The organism is Marmoricola sp. URHA0025 HA25 (genome assembly GCF_054059435.1).
In genome coordinates this window covers 3,669,470-3,694,755 of record NZ_JBSSCD010000001.1, presented here as the reverse complement: position 1 = coordinate 3,694,755, position 25,286 = coordinate 3,669,470, and the positions used below count along the sequence as shown (strand labels likewise).

The 25,286-nt window shown below is 66.0% G+C and carries 21 protein-coding genes; 18 read left to right on the top strand and 3 right to left on the bottom strand.

Annotated features, from left to right (window positions below; all coding sequences use genetic code 11):
- Positions 1 to 615: 615 nt before the first annotated feature.
- The 3 genes from ACVW00_RS18180 to ACVW00_RS18170 are packed head-to-tail and all read left to right on the top strand — an operon-like array spanning position 616 to position 4,085.
- Positions 616 to 1,539 carry a sugar ABC transporter substrate-binding protein gene (locus tag ACVW00_RS18180; protein ID WP_457112300.1) on the top strand — a complete coding sequence of 308 codons (924 nt, stop codon included), beginning with the start codon at positions 616 to 618 and terminating at the stop codon, positions 1,537 to 1,539.
- Positions 1,540 to 3,072, top strand: a complete 1,533-nt coding sequence (locus ACVW00_RS18175; protein ID WP_457112299.1) for a sugar ABC transporter ATP-binding protein — start codon at positions 1,540 to 1,542, stop codon at positions 3,070 to 3,072. It begins immediately after the preceding gene.
- The gene (locus tag ACVW00_RS18170) at positions 3,069 to 4,085 is read left to right on the top strand and encodes an ABC transporter permease (protein WP_457112298.1); all 1,017 of its coding nucleotides are present in this window, start codon (positions 3,069 to 3,071) and stop codon (positions 4,083 to 4,085) included. Before ACVW00_RS18175 ends, ACVW00_RS18170 begins: the two co-directional genes overlap by 4 nt.
- Positions 4,086 to 4,185: 100 nt before the next feature.
- On the opposite strand, the gene ACVW00_RS18165 is transcribed toward ACVW00_RS18170, so the two are convergent.
- Entirely contained in the window at positions 4,186 to 5,130 is a 945-nt protein-coding gene (locus ACVW00_RS18165; protein ID WP_457112297.1) for a LysR family transcriptional regulator, read from the bottom strand.
- An 86-nt stretch (positions 5,131 to 5,216) separates the two neighbouring features.
- Here ACVW00_RS18165 and ACVW00_RS18160 point away from each other — a divergent pair, with 86 nt between their 5' ends.
- The 15 genes from ACVW00_RS18160 (at position 5,217) to ACVW00_RS18090 (ending at position 21,870) form a co-directional block, all read left to right on the top strand.
- The gene (locus tag ACVW00_RS18160) at positions 5,217 to 6,143 is read left to right on the top strand and encodes a LysR family transcriptional regulator (RefSeq protein ID WP_457112296.1); all 927 of its coding nucleotides are present in this window, start codon (positions 5,217 to 5,219) and stop codon (positions 6,141 to 6,143) included.
- 244 nt (positions 6,144 to 6,387) lie between these two features.
- The gene (locus tag ACVW00_RS18155; protein ID WP_457112295.1) at positions 6,388 to 7,368 is read left to right on the top strand and encodes an ornithine cyclodeaminase family protein; all 981 of its coding nucleotides are present in this window, start codon (positions 6,388 to 6,390) and stop codon (positions 7,366 to 7,368) included.
- 15 nt (positions 7,369 to 7,383) lie between these two features.
- Positions 7,384 to 8,868 (top strand): NAD-dependent succinate-semialdehyde dehydrogenase, encoded by a 1,485-nt coding sequence (locus ACVW00_RS18150; RefSeq protein ID WP_457112294.1) that lies wholly within the window; start codon positions 7,384 to 7,386, stop codon positions 8,866 to 8,868.
- A gap of 77 nt (positions 8,869 to 8,945) precedes the next feature.
- A complete protein-coding gene (locus ACVW00_RS18145; RefSeq protein WP_457112293.1) occupies positions 8,946 to 9,965 on the top strand; it encodes a dihydrodipicolinate synthase family protein in 1,020 nt (339 codons plus the stop codon).
- A gap of 592 nt (positions 9,966 to 10,557) precedes the next feature.
- The gene (locus tag ACVW00_RS18140) at positions 10,558 to 11,946 is read left to right on the top strand and encodes an aromatic ring-hydroxylating oxygenase subunit alpha (protein ID WP_457112292.1); all 1,389 of its coding nucleotides are present in this window, start codon (positions 10,558 to 10,560) and stop codon (positions 11,944 to 11,946) included.
- Between the two features lie 3 nt (positions 11,947 to 11,949).
- Entirely contained in the window at positions 11,950 to 12,504 is a 555-nt protein-coding gene (locus tag ACVW00_RS18135) for an aromatic-ring-hydroxylating dioxygenase subunit beta (protein ID WP_457112291.1), read from the top strand.
- On the top strand, positions 12,501 to 12,716 hold the full coding sequence (locus ACVW00_RS18130; RefSeq protein ID WP_457112290.1) for a ferredoxin: 216 nt from the start codon (positions 12,501 to 12,503) through the stop codon (positions 12,714 to 12,716). The genes ACVW00_RS18135 and ACVW00_RS18130 overlap by 4 nt, the downstream gene beginning before the upstream one ends.
- Entirely contained in the window at positions 12,713 to 13,963 is a 1,251-nt protein-coding gene (locus tag ACVW00_RS18125; RefSeq protein ID WP_457112289.1) for an NAD(P)/FAD-dependent oxidoreductase, read from the top strand. The genes ACVW00_RS18130 and ACVW00_RS18125 overlap by 4 nt, the downstream gene beginning before the upstream one ends.
- A 26-nt stretch (positions 13,964 to 13,989) precedes the next feature.
- A complete protein-coding gene (locus ACVW00_RS18120) occupies positions 13,990 to 14,823 on the top strand; it encodes an SDR family oxidoreductase (protein WP_135839609.1) in 834 nt (277 codons plus the stop codon).
- 133 nt (positions 14,824 to 14,956) lie between these two features.
- Positions 14,957 to 15,910, top strand: a complete 954-nt coding sequence (locus ACVW00_RS18115; RefSeq protein WP_457112288.1) for an MBL fold metallo-hydrolase — start codon at positions 14,957 to 14,959, stop codon at positions 15,908 to 15,910.
- A 12-nt stretch (positions 15,911 to 15,922) separates the two neighbouring features.
- On the top strand, positions 15,923 to 16,849 hold the full coding sequence (locus tag ACVW00_RS18110) for a fumarylacetoacetate hydrolase family protein (protein WP_457112287.1): 927 nt from the start codon (positions 15,923 to 15,925) through the stop codon (positions 16,847 to 16,849).
- Positions 16,850 to 17,032: 183 nt separating this feature from the next.
- On the top strand, positions 17,033 to 18,445 hold the full coding sequence (locus tag ACVW00_RS18105; RefSeq protein WP_457112286.1) for an FAD-binding oxidoreductase: 1,413 nt from the start codon (positions 17,033 to 17,035) through the stop codon (positions 18,443 to 18,445).
- Positions 18,446 to 18,991: 546 nt separating this feature from the next.
- Positions 18,992 to 19,924: a VOC family protein gene (locus ACVW00_RS18100; protein ID WP_457112285.1), complete on the top strand. Its 933-nt coding sequence runs from the start codon at positions 18,992 to 18,994 to the stop codon at positions 19,922 to 19,924.
- Positions 19,925 to 20,033: 109 nt separating this feature from the next.
- Positions 20,034 to 21,185 (top strand): alpha/beta hydrolase family protein, encoded by a 1,152-nt coding sequence (locus ACVW00_RS18095; RefSeq protein ID WP_457112284.1) that lies wholly within the window; start codon positions 20,034 to 20,036, stop codon positions 21,183 to 21,185.
- A gap of 220 nt (positions 21,186 to 21,405) precedes the next feature.
- Entirely contained in the window at positions 21,406 to 21,870 is a 465-nt protein-coding gene (locus ACVW00_RS18090) for a nuclear transport factor 2 family protein (protein WP_457112283.1), read from the top strand.
- 549 nt (positions 21,871 to 22,419) lie between these two features.
- On the opposite strand, the gene ACVW00_RS18085 is transcribed toward ACVW00_RS18090, so the two are convergent.
- Positions 22,420 to 23,220 (bottom strand): alpha/beta fold hydrolase, encoded by an 801-nt coding sequence (locus ACVW00_RS18085; RefSeq protein ID WP_457112282.1) that lies wholly within the window; start codon positions 23,218 to 23,220, stop codon positions 22,420 to 22,422.
- A gap of 417 nt (positions 23,221 to 23,637) precedes the next feature.
- Positions 23,638 to 25,263, bottom strand: a complete 1,626-nt coding sequence (locus tag ACVW00_RS18080) for a glycoside hydrolase family 3 protein (protein ID WP_457112281.1) — start codon at positions 25,261 to 25,263, stop codon at positions 23,638 to 23,640.
- Positions 25,264 to 25,286 lie beyond the last annotated feature (23 nt).

The window sequence follows — 25,286 nt, the reverse complement described above, 5'->3', positions numbered from 1 at the left end:
CCGTCCGTCGCGTCGCCTCACCGCAGGCGAGGCGAGGCTTTGGGTGAGGCGTTCCTCGTCCTGGCGGGCAACACTCTTCACGAGCACGGCTGACCGGCCGCGCTCGAACCGGTGCCCGTGACGCTGTTCGACTCCCGTCATCGGCGCAACACATCATCGAGAGCGATCTGTCAGGATCGTTATCATCGATGCACTCAGGCATGACACGGGTGGCCATGCCGACTTCTAGGCGCGCGCGGTTTCTGGATGAACCACCAGAAGTGATGTCTGCGCATGCAAGATAACGATTTCTGCAATCGTTCGTGAATCCCTACAGTTCGGTGACGAAGGCCACACCGGCCGCCGATCTGGAGGCAAACAGTCATGCGTAACACCTCATTCCGACGACAAGCCGTCGTTCCTTTGGTCGGGATCGCCCTCGCGTGTGGGCTCAGTGCCTGCGGGTCGGACTCCTCTTCGGGCAGTGGCGATTCAGACTCTGGTGGTGGCGCCAGCACGAGCGTCGCCAGCTCCGCTGCTGACATCGACGCTAAGCTCGAGGCTGACTACAAGGGCACCTTCACGGCGCCACCCAGCTCCGCACCCCCTCACAAGGCCCATGAGAACGTGTGGGTGGTGGCATGCGGCAAGGTCGTGGTCGGGTGTGAGGCTCCCGCGGAGGGTGCCGTCGAGGCAGGCAAGGTCCTCGGGTGGAACATGACCATCGCCGACGGAGCTCTGGGGGTTGGGGACGGCTACAGCGTGGCCATCCGCCAGGCCGTCGCGGCGAAGGCCGACGCGATCATCGTGACCGGTATCGACTGCGACTTCGCCAAGGGCGGGCTGCAGGCCGCGAAGGATGCCGACATCCCGACGATCCTCTTCGGAGGCTTCGACTGCAAGGACACGCCTCTGTTCACCTCTGAGGTGAAGTACAACGAGGCGTACCCCACCTTCGAGGGCTTCTTGAAGGGGTGGGGCGCGGCGAAGGCGCGCTGGCTGATCAAGGCGACCGACGGCAAGGCCAAGGTGATCAACACCAGCATCACCGACTCCAAGACCGCTCTGTTCCCCGCGGAAGGCTTCGCCGACGAGCTGAAGAAGGACTGCCCCGACTGCAGCATCGTCGACACCCTCAAGTTCCAGGTCGCGGACGTGGCTGGGCCCCTGGCGCAGAAGTTCTCCGCCATTCTGCTCTCCCACCCGGACGCGAACGCGATCCAGCCGACCTTCGACTCGTTCATCCTCGCGGGGTCGATGCCGCAGGCCATCGCGTCCACGGGACGCAAGATGACGATCATCGGCGGCGAAGGTCTGGCTCCGGGCATCTCCCTGATCCACGCCGGGCAGGTCGGCGCGGCGATCGGGTGGGACAACGGCTGGGCGGGATGGGCCGCCATCGACACCACCATCCGCGTGCTGGCCGGCGAGGACACCGTGCCCGAGGGTTGGGGTTGGCAGACGGTCGACGCCGACCACAACCTCCCCGCCGATGGCAAGGGATATGCGGCCAACTTCGACTTCCGGAGCGCCTACAAGGCCGCGTGGGGTGTCTCCTAAGTGAACTCGCTCCCGGCGCTGTCGGTTCGTCAGCTCAGCAAGCACTACGGCGCGACACGGGCCTTGGTTGACGTCGACCTGACGACGCAACGGGGCAGCATCCACGCACTGGTCGGAGCCAACGGGTCTGGCAAGTCCACGTTCGTCAAGATCCTGGCGGGGATCGAGCGGGGGGACCACGGCGGCACGATCGCTGTGGGCCCCCAGGTCGTCCCGGCCTCAGGCATGAGCCCGGACCTGGCCAATGACCTGGGGCTCCGCTTCGTCCACCAAGACGTCGGTCTGTTCGACGGGCTGACGGTGTCGGAGAACATCGCCCTCGGACACGGCTTCGGCGCCCAGAGGCTCGGGCGGATCCGTTGGCGCCGGCTCGAGTCTGAGGCGGAGGCCCTCATCGACCGCTACCAGATCCACGCCACACCACGCTCCACGGTGGGTTCGCTCAACGCGGCGAGCCGGACGATGCTGGCGATCGCCCGAGCCCTGGGCGACGATCCTGACGAGGGGGAGCGCATCCTCATCCTTGACGAACCGACGGCGTCGCTGCCAGAGCGGGAAGCTGATCTGCTGGCTCAGATGCTCAAGCGGTTTGCCGCAGGTGGCCAGACGATCCTGTTCATCAGCCACCACCTCCGCGAGATCCTGCAGCTCGCGGACAACGTCACCGTCCTTCGCGATGGTCGTGTCGCAGCGGATGTCCCGGCCGCGGACCTGACCGAGGACCAGCTCGTGACTCACATCTGCGGACGGCGGATCCTGCAAGCCGCCGTGGCGGCCCGGAAGTCCGACGGCGGAGAGCAGACTTTGGCCGTCGAGGGGTTGGTGAGCGGGCGGCTCAACGGAGTCTCCTTCAGCGCGGACAGGGGAGAGATCGTCGGGATCGCAGGGCTGCAGGGTTCGGGACGCTCGACCCTGCTGCGCACCTTGTTCGGCCACCTCCCAGCGTCGCAGGGATCCGTGCGGTTGCGAGGCGAGACTCGAAGACTGGCGGAGCCGGCAGACGCGATTCGGGACGGCATCGCCTACCTGTCGGAGGATCGTCAAAGCGAGGCCGCGTTCGGTGGCCTCAGCATCAGGGAGAACGTGGTCGCGGCGTCGTTGCGCGAGTTCTGGCGCGGCTTGCGGATGGCCCACGGCGCGGAGTCGCGGGAGACACAGAGGCAGATCGAACGGTTCGGCGTGGTCACCTCCGGGCCGGAGCAGACACTCGACGCGCTCTCGGGTGGCAACCAGCAGAAGGTCGTGCTCTCCCGGTGGCTGCGGCGCAAGCCGTGGCTGCTGCTGCTCGATGAACCCACGCAAGGCGTGGATGTGGGGGCGCGGGCCGACATCCACGCTGCCCTGCGTCGTGAGGCCGAGAACAACACCACGGTGCTCCTGGTCTCCTCGGACTTCGAGGAGCTTTCCCTTGTCTGCGATCGCGTGCTGGTGCTGCGCGACGGAGTCGTGGCGGCCGAATTCCACGCCCCGGACATCCACCCCGACAGTCTGGTCCAAGAGTCCTACTTGGAACGTCAGGAAGAAGCGTCATGACCGTCACGGCCTCGGAGACCAACACGAACCGTCCACAGAGCAAGAGCCACGGCCTCTTCGCCGGCCTCGGGCAGCGGTACGGACTGCTCGTCATCCTCGCTGCGGTGGTGCTCTTCTTCAGCACCTACAGCAAGACGAGTGAGGCGTTCCCCAGCCAGGCCAACCTGATCACCCTGATCGGGAACTCGACAGTCGTCTCCGTGATCGCGCTCGCCATCGTCGTGCCGCTCACCGCGGGCGTCATCGACCTGTCGGCGGCGGCCACGACCGGCGCGTCGTCGATCGCCACCGCGACCCTGATGTCGCGGTTCGACGGGCCGCTGTGGTTGGCCGTCCTGGCGGGGCTCGTGATCGGCGCCGCCGTCGGCGCCACCAACGGTCTGCTTATCACCCGGCTCGGGTTGGACCCGATCATCGAGACGTTGGGCATGTCCATCCTGCTCGGCGGCGTGGCGATCTGGTACACCGGCGGGCTGACCATCACCGGGAACATCTCGACAACCCTGACGCAGTTCGGATCGCTGAACTGGTGGGGCCTGCCACGGCTCCTCGTGGTCCTGGTCCCGGTCGTCCTCGCCACCTGGTACCTGCTGGAGCACACGCCCTACGGGCGCCAGCTCAGCGCGATCGGTAGCAACCCGAAGTCAGCTCGCCTGGTCGGCATCCGGGTCGAGCGCATGATCCTGTCGAGCATGACCATCGGGGGCCTTCTCGCGGGGATCGCAGGGGTCCTGCTGTGCGCGCGGGCGGGGTCGGCCGACACCAACGCGGGTCCGAGCTTCCTCTTCCCTGCGCTCGCCGCCGTGTTCCTCGGTGCGACCACCATCAAGCCGGGACTGCCCAACCCCCTCGGCGCCATCGTGGGCGTCTTCTTCGTGGCGATCGCCGTCAGCGGGCTCAGCATCGCCGGAGCCGCAGCCTGGGCGCCGGGAGTCTTCAATGGTGGCTCGTTGCTGTTCGCGGTCTGGATGACGACTACGTTTGCGCGACGGCGGGGTAGAGCCGGACGATGAGGGGCCGCCCGACAGGGCAACGGGGGTCCGGGTCAGGCCGCCAGTGCTCGGCGCGGACCCGTATCCTCCGAACGAGGCTGATCTGCCTGGAAGCGGTCCGTCAGGCGATGTCGACCGCCGAGCCCACCAGTCGTGCGGCATGGGTCCTCAGTGCCTCGCGCAACCAGGCGTGGCCGGGATCGTTGTCGAGCCGACGCAGCCACACCATGGTCTCGCTGATCGGCTGGAGTTGCATCGGTGGTTCGACCAGTCGGATGCCCGCCGCCGCCGCGATGCGTGACGCGGGTATCCGCGGGATGAGAGTGATCAGGTTGGTGTGGCGGAGCATGAACGGGGCGACGGCGAATCCGGCGCGCACCTCCACGCGCCTCGGGATGCCCAGCACGTTGAGGTTGGAGTCCCCGGCCGAGGGGCTACCGTCGGTGCCCTCCGCGGCGAGGTACGGCATCGTGCTGAATTCCTCGACTGAGATAGCGCCTGTGACGTGGTCGTTGTCCTTGTCCGCCGCCAAGACGTAGCGATCGCGGTAGAGCACCTCCCAGCGCACCTCGTCGGACCAGATCTCGGAGCGAGACGCCATGAGCTCCCGTGGTAGGACCACAAGGTCGGCCTGACTCCGGAAGAGGGTGGGGGCGAAATCCTCGTCGAGGGGCTGGATCTCGACTCGGATGTTGGGTCTGACCGGCGTGATGTCGACGAGCAAGGGGTGCAGGAGTCCGACGGCGGCGTGACCTGTCGCCATGATCACGAACGTGCGCTGATCCGTATCGGGGTCGAAAGACCGGGACCCCGTGAGCGCCGCCTGTATCTGGATGAGCGTCGCGCGGACGGGATCGATCAGTGTCTCGGCGACCGGCGTCGCCACCATCGAACGGCCGCTGCGCATCAGGATGGGGTCGTCGAAGAGCCTCCTGATCCGGGCCAGTGTGGAACTCATGGCCGACTGGCTGATTCCGAGCCGCTGAGCCGCGCCGGTCACGCTCCTCTCATCCATCAGCGCCTCAAATGCTACCAGGAGATTGAGATCGACGCGGTTCAGGTCCACGACTGCGATCATAGGACCGCCCCTTCTCGGAGGCGACGCGGCATCGAAAGCCGGCCCGTGCGTCCTGGTCTGTCTACGATGGCCTCGTGGACCTCGCGGACGTCGATATCAATCTGTTGGTTGCATTCGATGCATTGATGACCGAAGGCGGCGTCACGGCTGCAGCAAACCGGATGCACGTCGGCCAGTCGGCCATGAGTGCCACGCTCTTGCGGCTCCGTCGGCTGCTGGACGACCCGGTCCTGGTGCGGACCGGGCGGACGATGGCGCCGACGCCACTTGCCCTCTCACTGACGGGTCCCATCCGCGAGGCCCTCAACCAGATCGACCAGGTCCTGACAGAGCGGCCCACCTTCGACCCCGCGCGGGATCACCGGACGTTCTCCATCAGAGCCAGCGAGTACGCCACAGTGGCGGTTCTGCACCCACTGAGCGTCAAGCTCCGCAACATTGCTCCGAACGTCAGTCTCCGGATCTCCCCGGTCATGCCGAGGTTCATCGAGGACCTGACCCACAACGACTTCGACCTCGTCATCGTCCCGCCGCAATTCGTCGGCGCCGGCAGCCCGGTCCACTCCCAAGTCCTGTACGAAGACCCTTACGTCGTTGCCGTCGACAAGTCGCACCCCGACGTGAAGGACAGCATCGACCTGGCGCTGTTCACATCGCTCCCGTATCTCGCACAAAAGAGCTCGGGGAACCGGGCGTTGGTGGAGGTACAGCTGGACCGGCTCGGCATCGAACGTCGAACCGAGGTCACGACGGACTTCGGTCTGGCGCCGTTCCTCCTCCGAGACACCCTGCTGGTGGCCCTGATCCCGGTGAGCTTCGCGTCGTTCCTCGCCGAGGGGGTCGGCCTCAAGCTGCTCGAGCCGCCGATGCGACTGGACCCAGTGACGGAGTCGATGTTCTGGACCTCCCGCCGAGACGACGAGCCGGCTCACCGCTGGCTCAGGGCCCAGCTCGTCGAGATGGCGGGCCCCTTGGGGTCGCAGCACAGTCGCGGCGACTAGAACTCGGCAGCACCGCGGCCCGAGGCTACGCGGCGCCAGCGACACCGCACGTCGGAGGGGAGTCATCGACGAAATCGGTGTGTCGATATTGATGTTAGCCGTTTCCCCTGATGTGACGACCTCCATACAGTATGGCTGCCGGCCCTGAGGCGAGGAAGTTGCGGGGAACCAGCTGCCGAGGCGCCTGGAGCGAGCCTCGGTGTCGCTGAGCCACTCGGTCCATCAGGCACAGGAGGTCCCGCCCATGACCCTGCTTCTCGACGACGCAGTCGTTCGCGAGGTCTTCTCCTGGAGCGCAGCGGCAAGCGCGCTGCGCGAGGCCTACGCCGCCGACGTCGAGCCCGCGCGCTTCCCACCCAGGAGCATGGCTCGCGGCGACCAGGCCTGGCTCCGGACTCTGAGCGGCGCGCCGGGGGACACCGGGCTGATGGGTCTGAAGTCCATCGCAGCCGCGCTGAGCTCCAGGCGCGTGAGCTACCTGATCTCCCTGTTCGACCAGTCGTCGGCCGAGCTCGTGGCGCTCCTCGACGCGCACTCGATCACCGGCTACCGGACCGCTGCCACCTCCGCACTAGCGGCAGACATGCTCGCCACGAAGGGCGCCATGTCCGTCGCCGTGATCGGTTCGGGCTTCGAGGCGCAGAACCACCTCCGTGCCGTCGCCGCCGTGCGAGCGGTCGCCGAGGTCCGTGTCTTCAGTCCTCGACCGCAGAGCCGTACACGGTTCATCAGCGAGCTGTCGGAGCTCGGTCTTGCGATCTCCGCGGAGGACGAGGCGGAAGCGGCCGTGCGGGATGCGACCCTGGTGATCTGCGCGGCACGCTCCCGCGACGAGTCCCCGACCCTGCTGGGAGAATGGCTCGCTCCCGGGTCGACGGTGGTCTCGATCGGGTCCACCCTCCCCGAACAGCGTGAGGTGGACCCCGAGACGATGCGGCGCGCCGATCTCATCGTGGCCGATGAGCTGCGGGAGGTCCTGGATGAGACAGGTGACGCTCTCGCCGCCCGTCGCGACGGCGTCGACCTCGAGAGCAAGACGGTGTCCCTGTCCGACCTGGTGTCCGGCCGGGTGCCGGGACGACGGGACGACCAGCAGGTCCTGCTCTACAAGTCCGTCGGTGGCGCGATCCAGGACCTGGCCGTCGCCGCTATGTGCGTGGCCCGCGCCCGGCAGGCCGGACTCGGCGCCACCCTGCCGGTCGAGATCACACCCGTGGCGAAGTAGGCGAGGACGATGCACGTGACAGTGGAGAATCACGACGGTCTGTCCCGACGAATCCGCACCACTCCCTACGTCGACGGCCTCTGGGTCGACGTAGGCGAGTCCGGCACGATCGATGTCGACAACCCCGCGACGGGGGAGGTCGTCGCCACCGTTCCGGCGATGAGTCGCGGGCAGGTGCGTGACGCCATCGAGGCCGCGCACCGCGCGTTCCCCGCCTGGCGCGACCGGTCCGGCAAGGACCGCTCGACGGTGCTCCGGGCCTGGGCGGAGCTCGTCACGGCCAACATCGAGCACCTCGCTCACCTAATCGTGCTCGAGGAGGGCAAGCCACTAGCCGAGGCTAGGGGCGAGGTTGCGTATGCCTGTTCCTTCATCGAGTGGTTCGCTGAGGAGGCCAAACGCATCAGCGGCGAGGTGTTCATGGCGCCGCAGGCATCTGGTCGCATCGTGGTCCTGAAGGAGCCCGTCGGTGTCTGCGCCGCCATCACGCCGTGGAATTTCCCCGCCGCGATGATCACCCGCAAGGCTGCGCCGGCGCTGGCCGCCGGGTGCACCATGGTGGTCAAGCCGGCCGAGCAGACCCCGCTGACCGCTTTCGCACTGGCTGAGCTGGCCGTCGAGGCGGGCGTGCCGCCAGGGGTCTTCAACATCGTGACGGGCCATCCAGAGGAGATCGGACCCGAGCTCACGACACACGAGCTGGTGCGCAAGATCAGCTTCACCGGATCCACGCAGGTGGGTCGGCTGCTCCTCGCACAGGCGGCGGGGACGGTGAAGAAGGCGTCGATGGAACTCGGCGGCAATGCCCCTATCCTCGTGTTCGACGACGCCGACCTCGACATGGCGCTCTCCGGTGTCATGACGGCCAAGTTCCGCAACTCGGGGGAGTCCTGCATCGGGGGCAACCGCGTCTACGTGCAGGCGGGGATCTACGACGCCTTCGCCGCTGCACTCGCGGAGAGGGCCGCCTCACTCGTCGTGGGCCCAGGCCTGGAGACCGACAGCCAGATCGGGCCTCTGATCGACCAGGCGGCCGTCGCCAAGGTTGAGGCGCACATCGCCGACGCGACCGTAGGCGGCGCCTCGGTCCTCAGCGGCGGGACCGTCGACCCACGCGGTGGCCGATTCTTCACTCCGACCGTCCTCGGCAACGTCCTGCCCGGCATGCTCGTGACCAGGGAGGAGACGTTCGGCCCGGTCCTGCCGCTGATCAGGTTCGAGAGCGAGGCCGACGTCGTCGCGTGGGCCAACGACTCCGAGTACGGGTTGTCCGCATACGTGTTCACCCGGGATGCCGAGCGGACCTGGAGGGTCGCGGGAGCCCTCGAGGCGGGCATGGTCGGGATCAATACCGGACTGATCTCCAATGAGATCGCCCCCTTCGGCGGCATCAAGCAGTCGGGTCTTGGCCGCGAGGGGTCGGTCCACGGGATCGACGAGTATCTCGAGCTCAAGTACCTCGCCTGGGAGAACGCCCGCGGCGTACCTCTGTCCGAGTGACCGCCCCCCGACATCACTTCCCGACCCTACGCGCCGACCCGGCGCACAGATCGCCTATCGAAACCTGAGGAGTTGCCATGCCTAGCTACACCCGACCCGAGGCCCGCGAGTGGGCGCGCGAAAAGCTCATCGGTGCAATCAACTGCACCATTCCCTCGTTCACCTCCGACCTGCGGGGAATCAACGAGAAGGCAATTCGGCACGACATCGCCCTCGCCAAGCAGCACGGGTTCATCGGCACCCTGGGGGTCTCGGAAGTGGCGATCTCCGTGCCGGAGTACACCGACTTCTTGCAGATCTCGAAGGACGAGGGCGGCGACGACTTTGTGCTCGTGCACCACGCGAGCTGGAGCAACCTGGAGCAGAATCTCGAGGCGTTGAAGGGTGCGGAGGAGGCGGGGGCGGACATCGTGCTGCTGGCCTACCCGCCGAACTTCTACCCGGAGACCGAGCAGGAGATCTACGAGTACACCAAGGCGGTGTGTGACGCGACCGACCTCGCGGTGATCCTCTTCCCGATGTACTTGTGGGGCTTCAGCCCGCGGATCCACCCCTCCGACATTCCCGTGCGTCTGATCCGCCGGCTCCTGGACGATTGCCCCAACATCGCTGTGATCAAGGCTGAGGGTGGGTTCCCCCACTACATGGGGGCGATCGAGTGCCAGCGTCACTTCGGCGAGGAGGTGGTGATCTCCGTGCCCATCGAGTCGGACATGATCTCGCTGGGCCAGCTCTTCCCGATCCAACTCTCCGCCACCAGCGATCACGAGTACTACGGACCGATGATCCCGCGCATCATGGAGTTGCTGCGGGCAGAGAAGTTCGACGACGCCAGCGAGCTGTTCTGGCAGATTCACCCCGGTCGCAAGGTGAAGGCGAGCCTGGGTCCCGTGATCGGTGGCGGCGCATTCATCAACCGACAGTTCTGGAAGTTCCAGGGCTGGCTCCAGGGCTACAACGGGGGGCCGTTGAGGCAGCCCACTCAGCGCATCCACGACGCGCAGATGAAGGCTCTGCGCCAGGCGCTGGTGGACTCGCAGCTTGAGCCGAGCATGGACCCGTTCCGTGAGTTCTTCATCGGACGTAACCCGGTCTGATCGTCCCATCCGGGATGCCCTCAACCAGATGGCAGCGGAGATCGAGCTCGACAGGGTCGGCATCGATCCTCGAACCGAGGTCCGGACGGACGTCGGTCGAGCCCGTTCCTCCTCCGCGACACCCTGCGGGAGACGCTGGTGCCGTCATGCTTCGAGTCGTTCCAGCGGAGGGTGATGCGCTGAAGCTGCTCAAGCCGCCGATGCGGGTGCATCACAGACGCAGGAGTCTGCGTGCGTTGGCTTCCATGTCGATCGGCAGCCGTTCGACCTCGGCCGGAGAGGGCTGGCCCGAGGGCTGCGAAGGCGGGCCGTTGTGGCAGGTCACTTATCCCACTCAGCGCGTGACGCGCAGATGAGGGCTCGTGGGCCCGTTTCGTGAGTTCTTCACCGGTTGCGATCCGGCGTGATCTGGGGCGTGGAATCGACCGCGTGGCGGGTTGAATGATCGACGTGGTCGATGGATCTGGATTGATGCCAGGCGTCTTTTCATGATGTGACCGGTGCCATACCGTGGACTCATCACGGGAGTGTCGAGCCGCACGCCTCGGGTCGCGGTGCCATCGCAACAACGCCAGTTCTGCAAGGGAGAAGCATGACCGTCACGACGCCTGCCACGTCTGCCCACGCCAGTGTTGCCGCGACCCTGGAGCGGGTCGAGCAGGCTCTCGACAACGATCGCCTGCCCGTCGAGATCTTCAACGACGAGGCCGTCTTCAAGGCTGAGATGGATCAGATCTTCGGCACCTGTTGGGTGTTCCTCGCGCACGAGAGCGAGATCCCGAAAGCCGGGGACTTCGTCCAGCGACGCATCGGGGTTGATCCGGTGATTGTCACGCGGGATGGCAAGGGTGGAGTCAACGTGCTCTCGAACTACTGCCGCCACCGCGGTACGCAGGTCTGCCAGACCGACGCGGGCAACTCCCGGTTCTTCAAGTGCCCGTACCACGGCTGGACCTACTCGAACGATGGCGACCTCGTGGGCACCCCGAACAAGCATGGGGCCTACGCCGAGAACTTGGATCTCAAGGAGTGGGGGCTGTATCGGGCGCCGCGGGTGGACAGCCGGTACGGCTTCATCTTCGCCTCGCTCGCGGCCGAGGGCCCGACGCTGGACGAGTACCTCGGCGGCGCGGGGTGGATGCTCCAGATGATGGTCGGGCTGCACCCGGATGGCATGAGGGTGGCGGGACCCCCGGAGCGCTACAAGCTGAAGGCCAACTGGAAGACGGGCTCCGAGAACTTCGCGGGCGACACCTACCACGTCGGGACGCTGCACTACAGCAATGAGGAGATCGGCCTCGCACCCGACCTCAAGAGCAACGTCGAGGTGACCCGCACCTACGACTTCGGCAACGGCCACTACACCATCGGCTTCCCGTTCGTCGAGCTGGCCGGGCCGTTCGCTGCGTTCTGGGGTTACGACCCGGAGACGGCTGCCAAGTTCGACCTGAGCGGACTTGACGAGACGCAGCGCCACATGGTGGAGAACGAGCCACCGATCGTCGGCACGATATTTCCGAACCTGAGCTTCCTGCGGTCGCCGGCCCCGATCCGTGTCGGCGAGATGGAGATGGCCGTCATCACGACGTTCCGCCAGTGGCAGCCTGTCGGCCCAGGTGAAATGGAGCTGTGGAACTGGCAGTTCGTGTGGACCTTCCAAACCGAGGAGCAGGCTCTCGAGGCCTACACCATCGGTCAGTTCACGTTCGGTTCCGCCGGCACCTTCGAGGTTGACGACACCGTGGCCTGGGAGGGAGCTCCCAAGGCGGCGAAGAGCCCCTGGATGCGCCGGCAAGAAATGGAGTTCAGCTTCGGACAGGCCCATACGAGCCCCGTGAACCGCGAGCCCGACCCGACCTACAAGGGTCCTGGGATCAAACGCCCCAGCGGCTTCGGCGAGCACAACCAAATCAGCTTCTACAGGCATTGGGTCAACACGCTGCGCCACGGCACGCAGGCGACGAGCGTTCAGGAGGGCTGACGCATGGCAATCACCGAGGCGAGTCCCGCAGCAACGGCGCCGGTCGACGCGATGGCTCCGGTCGACCCGGAGTTGCTCGCAACCGTCACGCAGTTCTTAGCGCTCGAAGCCAAGCTCTTGGACGAGGGCCGCGAGGAGGACTGGTTGGAGCTCCTCGACGAGGAACTGCTCTACGTCGTCCCCATCAGGCTGGCCACGGAGAACCGGGCCGATGAGATCCAGCGCGGCGCCTTCCGCATCCGCGACACCAAGTACCACGTGCGCATGCGTCTCCAGCGGCTCGGGACCGGGCACGCCTACTCCGAGATCCCGCCGTCGCGGACCATGCGGCTGGTGGGCTCCGTCCTGGTGCAGCGCACGGCGGAAGCGGACGTCGTCGACGTCACCAGCGCGCTGCTTGTCTACCGCCAACGCGGCATCGACGACCACTTCGACCTCATTCCCTGCCGACGCAACGACACGCTGCGGCTCACGGCAGAGGGTCCTCGACTCCTCACTCGCGAAGTGGTGCTCACCGAAGTCGGCATCGCCACACCCAACCTGGGCATCTTCCTGTGACAGGACAGGTCGAGGTCCTGCTCGACACCAAGCTCTGCAACAGCTACGGCGTCTGCGTGACGATCATGCCGGACGTCTTTGACACACCTGCGGGCAGTCCTATCGCTGTGCTCCTGCGAGACCGGGTCGAGGCAGACGAGAGAAATGACCTCGAAGAGGCCATCCGGGCCTGCCCAGCCCAGGCGTTGGCCTTGCGCGAGTCACCGTCATGACCACGAAGGGTGCTGCTCTAGAGAACGCGGTCATCGTCGGCGCGTCCGCGGCGGGCCTGAGCGCGGCCGACGGACTGCGCGAGGGAGGGTACGACGGACGAATCATCATCTTGGGCGATGAGCAACACGAGCCCTACGACCGGCCGACCCTATCGAAGAAGCTGCTTGTCTCTCAGGGGGAGCCGCAGCTGCACGCGCTGCGCACACCGGAGCGGCTGGAAGCCGACAACGTGACCCTTCTGCTCGGCCACCGGGCGGTGGGCCTCGACGTCGACCGCCACTACGTGGTGACCGAGAACGGCGACGCCGTCCCCTGGGACGCCGTGATCATCGCGACCGGGAGCCGGCCGCGAACCCTGGTAACCACCGAGGCGGAGCCCCTTCCCGTGCTCCGCACTCCAGCGGACCTCCGCCTCTTGCGCGCGGCGGCGGCGCGCTACGGCCAGGTCACCCTGATCGGCGCTGGACTGATCGGGCTGGAGATCGCTGCCAGCCTGTCCGGGCACCAGGTCGAGGTGACCGTGATCAACGACCTCGAGCTCCCGTTGCGCAACATCCTCGGCGAGCCCGTGGCCGAACAGGTCCGCGAGCTGCATCGGCGTCACGGCGTCGACCTCCTGCTGGGCGTCAGCGTCGAGGACGTCAGCGGTGGGCCGGGCTCGTACGCGGTCCAGCTCTCGAACGGCAGCACACACCGCACCTCGTTCGTCCTGGTCGGCATTGGCGTAGAGGCCAACGACGAGTGGCTCGACGGGTCAGGCGTGGCGCTGGATGCGGGTGTGGTGGTGGATGTGGCAGGTCGCGCGAGCGTTCCAGGGGTCTGGGCGGCGGGTGACGTGGCTCGGCTGTTGTCGCACCCCTCGCTGCCCGAGTCGACCCGCGTCGAACACTGGACACACGCCATCGCGCACGGCCGCCACGTCGGCCTTAACGTCGCGAGGGGATCCCACGACGCCTACACCGCCGTGCCCTACTTCTGGACTGAGCAATACGGGCGGCGGTTCCACGGCTACGGCCGCATCCGGCCTGACGACACGGCACTGGTCGTCGAAGGAGCTCTCGACGAAGAGGAGTACTTGGTCCTGTACGGCAGTGGCGAGAAGCTCCACGCCGTGGTCTCGTGCGGGTGCGTCCGGTCCCTCAGGGGCTACCGCAAGCTCCTCGAACGCAACGGCACCTGGCGCGAAGCTCTGGACCTGGCCGGCCACTCCGACCCAGTCCACGACGTCGCCCTCCACACCAGATGACGCAACAACTAACGTAAGGAAGAACGTTGAAGCTTCTTGACGACCACATCGTCCTCGTGACCGGCGGTGGTTCCGGTTTGGGGCTGGGTGTCGCGCGGCACCTGCTGACAGAGGGTGCGCAGCTCGCGGTGCTCGAAGTCGACCCTGACAAGGTGAAGGCTCTGAGCGAGGAGTTCGGTGACAGCGCGCTGGTGCTTCAAGGAGACGTGCGCAGCATCGGAGATCTCCAGGACGCGCGCAGCGCGATCGTGGAGCGTTTCGGCAGGTTGACCTCGATCGTCGCGACCCAGGGGATCTGGGATGGCAACGTTCCGCTGGTCGACATCCCTGTCGAGCAGATCGACGCGCTGTTCGATGAGGTTTACTCCATCAACGTCAAGGGCTATGTCCTGACCGCGAAGGTGTTCCTTGATCTGATCCAGGCCGAGCGGGGTGGCCTCGTGCTGACGGCGTCCCAGGCGGCTTTCGCTGCTGATGGTGGCGGTACCGCGTACACCTCCAGCAAGGGTGCGGTGCGCAGCCTGGTGAACCAGCTCGCGTTCGAGCTCGGACCGGAGATCCGAGTCAACGCTGTGGCGCCTACGGGGATCGCCAAGAGCGAGATCCGGGGCCCCGCAGCACTCGGTCTCGAGCAGTCCAAGCAGTCCGACATCCCAGCCGACGCGTTCCGGTTCGAGTTCGAGTGGCTGACTCCGCTACAGCACCTGCCCTCGCCGGAGGAGTACGGCCCGCTGTACGCCTTCCTCGCGTCGCGCCACAACACGGTGATGACAGGACAGACGCTCATCGCTGACTCCGGCACGTTGAACCGCGCCCTGGGGTCGATGACCGCCCTAGTCAGGTCGATGCCGGACCGCTGACCGGCCCCTTCCCCGCATCCGCGGGCGAACCCGCGTTGCGGTCGGTGTCTGAGCGACGCTCGAAGGCACGCCGTCCGCGGTACCAACGCGGTGCCGTGTGTTCGCTTCTCCCTCCTACCGAAGAAGGGCACCCATGAGTCACCGTGTGGAAGGCGGGCGGTTTGCGCCTCCGGAGACCGCTGTCGAGGTCAGCGACGGCATCTTCGCCTACGTGCAGCCGGACGGCAGCTGGTACATCAACAACACCGGCTTCATCGTCGGCTCGCGCGGTGTCGTCAGCGTCGACGCATCATCGACGGTGGACCGGACCCGCGCATTCTTGGCAGCCATCGCCAGAGTCACCGAGGCGCCCGTCCGCACCTTGATCAACACTCATCACCACGGTGATCACACCTACGGCAACTTTCTGTTCGAGGGTGCCACCATCGTCGGTCGGGAGGGCATCCGCGAACTCATCATGCAATTCGGTGGTCCTGAGGCTCTGCCCCCGGTGTGGGACGAGGTCGACTGGGGGGACGTCACGCTCGCTCCACCGTTCTTGACCTTCACCGACCAGGTGAAGGTCTACACCGACGACCTCGAGTGCCAGGTCACCTACGTCGGCACACCGGCGCACACGACGAACGACTCGATCGTCTGGATCCCCGAACGACGTGTCCTCTTCAGCGGCGACCTGCTGTTCAGCGGCGGGACCCCGTTCCTGATGCAGGGCTCCATCGCCGGCTCGCTCGAGGCTCTCCAGCGACTCTCCGCCCTGGGCGCCGACACGATCGTCCCTGGGCACGGACCCGTGTGTGGACCCGAGGTGATCGACACGGTCACCTCCTACCTGCACTTCGTCCAGAAGGTCGCCGCCCAGGGCATGGCTGCTGGCCTCACTCCGCTCGAAGCCGCTCATGAGACTGACCTCGGCGACTTCGGCGAGCTGCTCGACCCCGAACGGATCGTCGGGAACCTTCACCGGGCTTACGCCGACCTCCACGCAAAGACGAGCGACACCGCGCTGGGAGCTCCGATCGACGCGGTCGCGGCCATGGCGGACATGGTCACCTACAACGGCGGTAAGCCGCTCTCCTGCTACGCCTAGAAGGGAACTAGCATGCGTTGGGCCAGCCATATCAGCGGCAGAGACGGTCGAGAGCACGCCGCTCTCGTCGAGGCCGACAGCCTGCTGAGCGTCGAGGAGTCGCTGCTCGAGCTCTTGCAGTCGGACGGCACCCTCGGTGCCCATGCCGCCAGGGCCCGGACAAACCCGTGGGACGTCGTTCCTCTCGCAGGAGCGTCTCTCGTCGCACCGGTGCCACGACCTCCCTCCGTCCGGGACTTCATGGCGTTCGAGCAGCATCTCGTCAACTGCTCCGCCGCCATGGGTACCTCGGTCCCCCCGGTGTGGTATGACCAGCCGGTCTTCTACTTCACCAACCCCGCTGCGATCACGGGCCCCTACGACGACGTCCCCATGGCGCCCGGCACCGCTCAGTACGACTACGAGCTCGAGGTCGCGGCGGTCATCGGACGACCTGGGTCGGACCTGGCGCCGGCGGACGCGGAGGCCTACATCGCTGGTTACGTGTTGTTCTGCGACTGGAGTGCTCGAGACCTGCAGAGCAAGGAGATGACCATTGGCCTTGGTCCGGCCAAGGGCAAGGACACGGCGACCAGCCTCGGCCCCTTCCTGGTCACACCGGACGAGCTCGAGGCTCGCCGATCGGGGAAGGGCTACGACGTCGCCATGACGGCATCGGTCAACGGCACCACCTACAGCCAGGGAAACTGGCGAGACCTCTTCTGGTCGTTCGGGCAGATGCTCGCCTACGCCTCCCGGGGCACCGAGCTGCGGGCCGGCGATGTCATCGGCAGCGGAACCGTCGGCACCGGCTGCATCCTCGAGCTGTCCCAGGTGCACGGGGGAGACCGCTACCCGTGGCTCCAGCCCGGCGACCGGGTCGAGCTCGACGGCGGCCCGCTCGGCCGGATCTCGGCGCAGGTCAGCCCCAGCGCGGCTGACCCGGTTGCGCTGTCGTGACAGCCTGCCGTCGGAACCAAACGGTTGCGCACGCTCGGTGGCTGAGCCTTGATGCGGGGCTGATGGTCGGGGAGCCCACCCAAAGGGGTGGACATGGGCGCCCGAGATCTGTCGTTTAAGGACGCCGGAACGACCCGCGAGGTGCCGGAGCGCATCGACGCCCGAGCAGTCAGTCGCATGTAGATGCACGAGCTCAGGGGACCGGCGCCCATTGGCGAGCTGGCAGACGTCCTCCCAGTCGGCTCCGTCCTGGTGGACCCCGACCTCGTCACGACGTACCGCTACGACCGCGCCAAGGACCCTCGCGCGGGCACACCCCGAGCTGTAGTGCGTGCGACGTGCACGTCCGACGTCCAGAAGGTGTTGAAGTGGGCCAGCGAGCACGGCGTGCCCGTGGTGCCACGAGGTGCGGGGTCCTCCCTCTCGGGTGGCGCTTCGGGCATTGACGGAGGTGTCACCCTCAGCCTCGAACGGATGCGTGACATCACCGTCGACCGTCTCAACAGGGTCGCGGTCGTCGGCGCTGGTGCCATCACCGCGGACGTGAAGTCGGCCGCGGCAGCGCGCGGCCTCTGGTACCCACCAGATCCGTCGTCGGTGGAGCTGAGCTCCATCGGAGGGAACGCGGCGACCAACGCGGGCGGCCTGTGTTGCGTGAAGTACGGCGTCACCAGCGACTACGTCCTCGGGATGGAGGTCGTCCTCGCCGATGGGACAGCGCTCCGCCTCGGCGGGCCTCGACTCAAGGACGTCGCGGGACTGGCGCTGCTCAAGCTCTTCGTCGGGTCAGAAGGCACTCTCGGCGTCATCACGGAGCTCACGCTCCGCCTGCTCCCGCTCCCAGCTGGCGCGGCGACGCTGGTGGCATCCTTCAGGTCGCTGGACGCGGCCGTCGAGGCGGTGGTCGAGCTGACTGCTCGAGTCCGGCCGTCCATGCTCGAGCTGATGGACAAGATCTCGATCAACGCCGTCGAAGACATGACTCGAATGGGCCTGGACCGTGCCGCCGAGGCGCTCCTCCTGGTGGGCACCGACTCGCCGGGCGAATCCGCCGTCGAGGAGCTCGCCCTGATCCACGAGGTCTGTGGTCGCCACGGCGCTAGTGAGACCTACACCACGACAGACTCTGCCGAAGGCGAGGCCCTCCTTGCGGCACGCCGCGCTGCCCTACCTGCGCTCGAGACCCTCGGTTCGCTCCTCATCGAGGACGTCGGCGTGCCGGTTCCGGCGCTGCCCTCGCTGGTGCGACGCATCCAGGCGACAGCGGCTCGCCACGATGTCCTCATCGCCGTCGTTGCGCATGCAGGCGACGGTAACGTCCACCCGGTGATCGCCTACCCGACCGGCGACTGCGACGCAGAAGCTCGCGCGCGACGTGCCTTCGGTGACATCATGGACGCTGCGATCGAGCTCGGTGGAACGATCACCTGTGAGCACGGCGTCGGTCGTCTCAAGGCACCGTGGCTGGCCGATCAGGTCGGTCGAGACGTGATGACGGTGACCGCACGGATCAAGGATGCGTTGGATCCGCGCGGCATCCTCAACCCCGGAGTCATCCTGGAGACCGGGGACCCCTCGCCGGAGGTCAGCTCCTGAGCGGGTTCCGGTGCTGGAGGACCGAGACCGGCTCGTTGGGACATCGTGCGGCTCGGCCGGGCTCACTATGCTCGCGGCTCGGACTCGGATATCGGATATCGGATGCGATCGTGGTCCCATCGCCACGACGTACGCAGGCTATTCGTCAACCATTCACGCAGCAGGTCAGCATTTCATTCCAATTCCGATCTCAATGATATCCGTGGCCGGTGAATGTCGGAATAGGTACGCGAGCCAGCAATGTATCGAACTATACGTCTGTAGGCGCGCCCACTGGATGGGCAGACCCATTGACGAGATGGATCGAGACCATGCCCGTCCGTGCCCAGTCCAGCGGGGTCGCCGTGTCAGGCGGCTGAGGTCGACGCCCATAACCCAGCGCCGTTGGCGTGCCCGCGGCTACGTTGGCGCCTCGGCCCACGGTCCGGAGAATCGACGGAGTCGATGCACTGATATCGAAGGTCATTGTTGGTGAAGATGTGAGGTTCGGTACTAAGTTGTGAATTGCCGGCGATTCGTTCGGTCCCCGCGTGAGGAGCGTATTTCATGTCCCTGGCTTTCCGGCCCATCACCCATCTGCGTCACGTCGGAATTGCTATTCCCAGCTATCGACAGGCCGTGGACTTCTACCAGAACGTCTGGGGTCTCGTCCCGGTCGCGCAGGACAGCGGGGTGACGTTCTTCGGGACGCCAGCCGATCCAGAGCACTACATCCTCCGGGTCCGTGAGGACCGACAGAAGCGGCTCGACCTGATTGCGTTCGCTGCCGACTCGCCGACAGACGTGGACCTCCTGGCCGAGCGACTGATCGAGAGGCAGATCAAGATCGATCGGGACCCGGACAAGCTGAGCACTCCGGGCGGTGGCTACGGTGTGCGCTTCTTCGATCCTGACGGCCGACTCATCGAGGTGTCGGCCGATGTCGAACTGCGGCCGTCCCGCCGGCTCGAGGAGAAGGAGTCCATTCCCCAGAAGCTCAGCCACGTCGTCATCAACTCGACGAATGTGCATGCGACGAAGGCCTTCTACGAGGACGTCCTGGGGTTCCGGTTGTCCGACTGGCTGGGCGACTTCATGTGCTTCATGCGGTCCGGACCCCAGCACCACATCTTGGCCATCTCCCAGGCTCCGAGCCACTCGCTGAACCACATCTCGTTCGAGATGCGCGGCCTCGACGAGTACATGCGCGGCACGGGTCGGATGATCCGCCACGGCCACCGGCCGTTGTGGGGGCCGGGGCGCCACGGCGCGGGCGACAACACCTTCTCCTACTTCCTCGACCCGTTCGACAACATCATCGAGTACACCACCGAGCTGTCTCTCGTGGACGAGGACACGTGGCTGCCGCAGGTCTGGGACCCCACCTCGCCCGACACCCAGGACCAGTGGGGGACCGGTGGCGCCATGACGGAGGTCATGCTCCCCATCATGCTGAAGCAGCGGGACGACCTGGGTCTCTGGGCGCCGTCCCCCGTGTGAGTCCAGGTCCGGGGCCGACTGCTTCCCCTCGGTGGGGCAAGGCCTGCGGACGAGCGAGTAGTGCAGAGGAGTCCAATCCATGACTGAGCCGCACCCGGAGGTGCACTGAATGTTCGAGTACTTCAGCGGGCCTAGGTACATCTGGAACCTCAGCGTCTGCGGGACACTGAACTGCGGCGGCGCCATCGACGAGGTCGACCGGGCGTGCCGGCCGGCTCGCGAGGCGCAGGACATGGACTCCGGCAGCAAGCTGTTCATGCAGGGCTGGAAGGCGGTGGCGGACGAGGTCGCCGACCTGGCGCGCGCCTCCGAGGCTGCGGGCCACCCGCGGACCGCGGGGCAGCAGTGGTACCGCTCCGGGCTCTACGCCTCCCACGCCGAGCGGATGCTGGGGAACTCCGATCCGGGGCGGCGCGAGCTCTACCAGCAGGCGCTGGATGCCTTCGCCAAGGTGTTCGAGATCGCCGACCCGGCGACGACCCGGGTGGAGGTCCCGTTCGAGGGCACGACGCTGCCGGCGTACTTCTCGAATGCGTCCAAGGACGGCGAGCCCGTGCCGTGCATCGTGATGTGGAACGGCCTGGACTCCACCAAGGAGCAAATGTACACGTCGGGCTGGCCGCAGGAGATGCGCGAGCGCGGCATCTCGGTGCTGATGGTCGACAACCCGGGCTCGGGCGAGGCGCTGCGCTTCCAGGACCTCAAGTCCCGTATCGAGTCCGAGCACTGGGCCGCGGCTCAGGTCGACTGGCTCGCGTCCCGCTCGGACGTCGACAGCGACCGGATCGGCCTGGTGGGCTGGTCGCTCGGCGGCTACTACTGCCCGCGCGCGGCCGCGTTCGAGAAGCGGTTCAAGCTGCTCGCCATCTGGGGCGCCAACCACAACTGGGGAGAGGTCCAGAAGAAGCGGCTGCAGCGTGAGGGCGAGAACCCGGTGCCGCACTACTGGGAGCACGTCCTGTGGGTGTGGGGCTTCGATGACGTCGAGAAGTTCATCGAGTACGCCGAGGGCGTCAACCTCAACGGCGTCGTCGAGAAGATCACCGTCCCGTTCCTGATCACGCACGGCGAGAACGACCGGCAGATCCCGGTCGACTACGCGCACCAGTCCTACGACCAGGCCGTCAACAGCCCGAAGCGGGAGCTGCGCATCTTCACCGTCGAGGAGGGCGCGGCCGAGCACGTCGGTCTTGACCACATGCCGCACATCAACGCCTACATCGCCGACTGGGTCGAGGACACGTTCGCCGCGATCTCCTGAACCTCGCTCGGCGGGTCGGGCACCGCAGGGGGACAGGGCACCGCCGCCAAAGACATCACCGGCTGGCCTCGCGTCTCCCCCGGGCTTGCCCGCCACCGGTTGGATACGGAGCACGACATGAGGAGCGGTCCTCCGTAGAGGTCGGGACCTGCCGTGCCGCACCAGCCATACGTCGATCTAACTGAAGATGCCCATCAAACCCTCGAGAAAGCGAACGACGATGCCCGTCTCCCAACCACCAACCGACCCGACCCAACAGCTCCAGTGGCTCGTCGATCGAGCAGCGATCAGTGACGTTCTCGTAGACTTCGCGCGCGCACTCGACGAGAAGGACTGGGAGGGTTACGCGAACCACTATGTGGACGACGGAGTTCTGAGCTTTCCGGGCGGGGCCGGCCACGAAGGTCGGACCGGTATGGCTGACTTCGCGGCTGCGAAGCTCGGCCGCTACGCCGGCACTCACCACCTCGGCAGCAACTACGCGATCAGCGTGGAGGGCGATGTGGCGACAGCACGGGCATATCTGATCGTTGTCCACATCTTCGATGCAGCTGATCCGACCCGGCATGCGGATGGCGGCGGCTGGTACAACTGCCGGCTCCGCCGTACCGCCGACGGCTGGCGGCTGACCGAGGTGGCGCTCCAGGTGTCCTATCTCTCCGGCGAGATGATGCTTCCGCTCTGACGGCGATGTCATGCGCTCCCGGCCCGCGTGGGCCGAGGGTCAGGGGCGGCCACAGACGCCGCGCGGTCTACGGGAGCGCCGCGGTCTCTGGATCGTCGACGGGGCGGCCGACGATGTCGCTGACGTAGGCGCGCGAGGCGGGAAGGAGTCGGGTCGGAGGCTCCTGGGGGAGCATGGGATCGCGGAAAGGGAAGTGTCGGTCGCGCAAGCGCCACCCGGCCACTGCTGGCCGTGAGCGCGGACCGGTCTGTCTGACCGGCAATCATCAAGAGTCCAGCATTCGACAGAATGATTCCAGAAAAGGATCCCTGCAACCTCAGGACAGCACTCTCTCCGATGCAGACCTCGCCGAGAACAGCGCCTTGGATGAGCAGCTCTACCCCGGTCCTCACCGTCACACCCGCTGAGAGTGCCCCACGAATCGTCACACCGCTGTCGACGGCGTCGACATGGAAGTCACCCTTGAGGACGGTCATGTCCGATCTCCTAGCGGCCAGGATGGGTCAAGCCTTGCGAGCACGCATGGACCGTTCGCTCGTCCTCCCCATCTCATAGTCCATCCGCGAACGAACGAATCAGTGCCGCCATTGCTTCCGGATCGGTCAGAAAAGCGTCGTGAGCTTCGCGGGGAATCTCAACGATCCGGCTGTTCGGCAACACTCGGTTCAGCTGTCGAGAGGTCTGGGTAAGCCAAGGCGGACTCAGCTCACCGATGATCAGCAAGACCGGGGCGTGCAGCGCGGCGAATCGAGCGAGGTCAGGGTCGAAGGTGTCGATTGCACGAACCTCCCGAGCCCAGGTACTGACCATGGAAGCTCGCACGGGCCACACGGGAGTGCGACGGAAGTCATTGATCGCGGACTCAGGCAACTTCAAGAAGTTCTTCAGTCCGAAGGCAAGAGCACCGTCGAGATCCTCTTCCTGAACGACTCGTTCGAACTCCGGCAGCGCTTCGCCACCGACCGGGCCATCCAACGGTATCGGCGGTTCGTAAAGGATGAGGGCGTTAGGCGGTTTGCGAACCGCTTGCTCGAGGGCTATGAGCCCGCCGTATGAGTGGCCGAGAAGCACTGCGTCGGGGCCAGCGAGCTCCAGGACAGCTGCAATGTCTTCGCGTTCGCGCTCGATGGTGTGCAGTGCATTGTCTCCGCTTGATGCTCGGCCACGCCGATCGATCGCGTACGTCATCACGTCGTCCACCAGCGTCTCGGCGAGTACTTGCCAGTCGCGGGCGGCGCACAGAGCACCTGGTGAGACGACCAGCGGCCGGCCGTCGCCAGTGATGCTTACGCCAATTTCCGTGCCATCCGGCGAAACGACGTGCTTCTGCTCGGTACTCGTCTCGGTCATTCCTTGTCTCCTGCCAGGGCTCAGTAAGGATCGTTGGACTCGAATCGTTGACGCCGGCGTTCAGCCTCGAGCGCATAAGGTCCGGAGAGATCTTGGATCGCGCCGGCGTACGCCAGATGGATCAGGATGAACTTCATAGGGCAGCGCCAAGTCCGGCTCCTCGGCTGCTCGCATGCAGGGCGCTCTCCAGCAATCGTCTTCGCGACAGAGCCCACTCTTGCTCTCATGGAGCGCGCCGACTGCGGGTGATAAGGCCTTCGCGATTGCTCTGGAGGGCGAAATCAGCAACTCCATGAACGAGGCCCACCGTCGACTCAATCTCGGGCCGATGAGTGCCTGTGATGAGTCCGCCCGGTCCGCGGTTCGAACACTCGGTAGCACTCGCAACCGCGGAGATGGGAAGGTCCGGACTCATGACTACGACCGAGTTTCGGAGCAGCCAGCAAAGGGATCGACGGGGCTGCTGCCCTCGAACTCGGCTCGACCGGCAATGCAGTCGAGGATCGCGTTCACAGTGTGGGGCGAGGGGCTGTAGCCATTGACTGCTGTCCCTATGGATGGCATGTCCTGGAGGTGGTAAGGATCTGCGACAGAAACGAGCATCGAAGGCACATCCGGCCACCTTGGGGCGTCGGGGCCCTGCGGATATGACCAGCGCACGCGTGAGGTGTTCGACTCGCTCGTGAACGTCATGTTCGCGAAGTAGATCACCAGGTCCGCAGTGCCTTGGATCTGGCGTTCGCTGCGAGGCGTCCGACCTTCACCCGGAATTGACCTGAGTTGTACCTCGCAGCCGAGCTGTTCGAGACCACGTGCAAATTCGTGGGCGAGTCCGGCGGCCGGCTGGTAGAACGTTGCGCTGTCGCCAATCACGTAGACGAGAATCTTGCGATAGCGGGCAGCATTGACCGGCAGAACGTGATCCGCGTCCTTCACCAAGGTGATCGACTGACGTGCAACATCCTCAAGCCATTGATGAGGAACGTCGGCAGCGGCTTCGCGGCGGTCAAGTTCCGCTGTTCGTTCATCCGGTGTCTGGAGAAGGCCAAGCCGCGCCTTGGTGGTGAGCACGCGTGTGACTGCTTCCCGCAGACGATCCGCGGGAAGCGCTCCGGAACGGGTTGCTGCAAGGAGCGCTTCAAAGTCCTCGGCCACGTAATCTGAGCCGAGCAACATGTCGCAGCCTGCGTTGATCGCTTCGACCACCGCCTGGTCGCGGGGCATCACCCGGGTGAATCCGGCCATTAGATTGTTGTCCGACACGACCATGCCCGTGAAACCGAGCTCGTCCCGGAGAAGGTCGACGAGCAACCTTCGACTCAGGGTCGCGGGGCGGAGATCCTGTCGATCAGAGCCGTAGCCCGGCAGCGCGATGTGCGCAGCCATCACCGTCATAACGCCCGCATCGATCGCTGCCTTGTACACGTGCCCGAATGTGGACGACCAGGCATCGTGCCCCAGTGAGTTGATCGACGTCAGCAGGTGCTGGTCACGATCGTCGACACCATCGCCCGGCCAGTGCTTGGCCGCGGCCGCGACGCCACCAGCCTGAAGGGCAGTGATGTACGCAGCACCCATCTTCGCAACCAGCTCCGGATCGCTGCCGAATGCCCTGGTGTTCGTGATCGGGTTGCGATGGCTGAGAGCGATATCGATCACCGGCGCAAAGGCCCAGTTGATGCCCATGGCCCGAGCCTGGGTCGCGCAGAAAGTTCCCAGTCGTCCGGCATGCGTGGGATTCCCGGTGGCGGCGACCTGCATCGGACTGGCGAACAGCACGCCGTCGGTGATGAATGTGTTGGTGCCCGACTCGAGGTTGGCCGCAATGAGGGGACGCACCCGACTCCGCGACTCGAACTCCTTGATCGTTTGGGTGGTCCGGGTTCGGTTGGACCCGCCCGAGATCAGGAAACCCCCAGGTTTGAGGCCAAGCTCCTCGTACGGCCGCAACGTCGTGGTCGCATCTATGTCCCTGTGGTAGACGCACAGCAACTGGCCAACCTGCTCCTCAATCGGCAGCGACAGCAACAGGTCGTCGACCAAGCCTGTGAGGGCCACTCGATGAG

Excerpts from the sequence above, each read along its gene's own strand:
- ACVW00_RS18170 (WP_457112298.1), top strand. The coding sequence starts at position 3,069 with ATGACCGTCACGGCCTCGGAGACCAACACGAACCGTCCACAGAGCAAG.
- ACVW00_RS18155 (WP_457112295.1), top strand. The coding sequence starts at position 6,388 with ATGACCCTGCTTCTCGACGACGCAGTCGTTCGCGAGGTCTTCTCCTGG.
- ACVW00_RS18145 (WP_457112293.1), top strand. The coding sequence starts at position 8,946 with ATGCCTAGCTACACCCGACCCGAGGCCCGCGAGTGGGCGCGCGAAAAG.
- ACVW00_RS18140 (WP_457112292.1), top strand. The coding sequence starts at position 10,558 with ATGACCGTCACGACGCCTGCCACGTCTGCCCACGCCAGTGTTGCCGCG.
- ACVW00_RS18135 (WP_457112291.1), top strand. The coding sequence starts at position 11,950 with ATGGCAATCACCGAGGCGAGTCCCGCAGCAACGGCGCCGGTCGACGCG.
- ACVW00_RS18125 (WP_457112289.1), top strand. The coding sequence starts at position 12,713 with ATGACCACGAAGGGTGCTGCTCTAGAGAACGCGGTCATCGTCGGCGCG.
- ACVW00_RS18115 (WP_457112288.1), top strand. The coding sequence starts at position 14,957 with ATGAGTCACCGTGTGGAAGGCGGGCGGTTTGCGCCTCCGGAGACCGCT.
- ACVW00_RS18110 (WP_457112287.1), top strand. The coding sequence starts at position 15,923 with ATGCGTTGGGCCAGCCATATCAGCGGCAGAGACGGTCGAGAGCACGCC.
- ACVW00_RS18105 (WP_457112286.1), top strand. The coding sequence starts at position 17,033 with ATGCACGAGCTCAGGGGACCGGCGCCCATTGGCGAGCTGGCAGACGTC.
- ACVW00_RS18100 (WP_457112285.1), top strand. The coding sequence starts at position 18,992 with ATGTCCCTGGCTTTCCGGCCCATCACCCATCTGCGTCACGTCGGAATT.
- ACVW00_RS18095 (WP_457112284.1), top strand. The coding sequence starts at position 20,034 with ATGTTCGAGTACTTCAGCGGGCCTAGGTACATCTGGAACCTCAGCGTC.
- ACVW00_RS18090 (WP_457112283.1), top strand. The coding sequence starts at position 21,406 with ATGCCCGTCTCCCAACCACCAACCGACCCGACCCAACAGCTCCAGTGG.
- ACVW00_RS18085 (WP_457112282.1), bottom strand. The coding sequence starts at position 23,220 with ATGACCGAGACGAGTACCGAGCAGAAGCACGTCGTTTCGCCGGATGGC.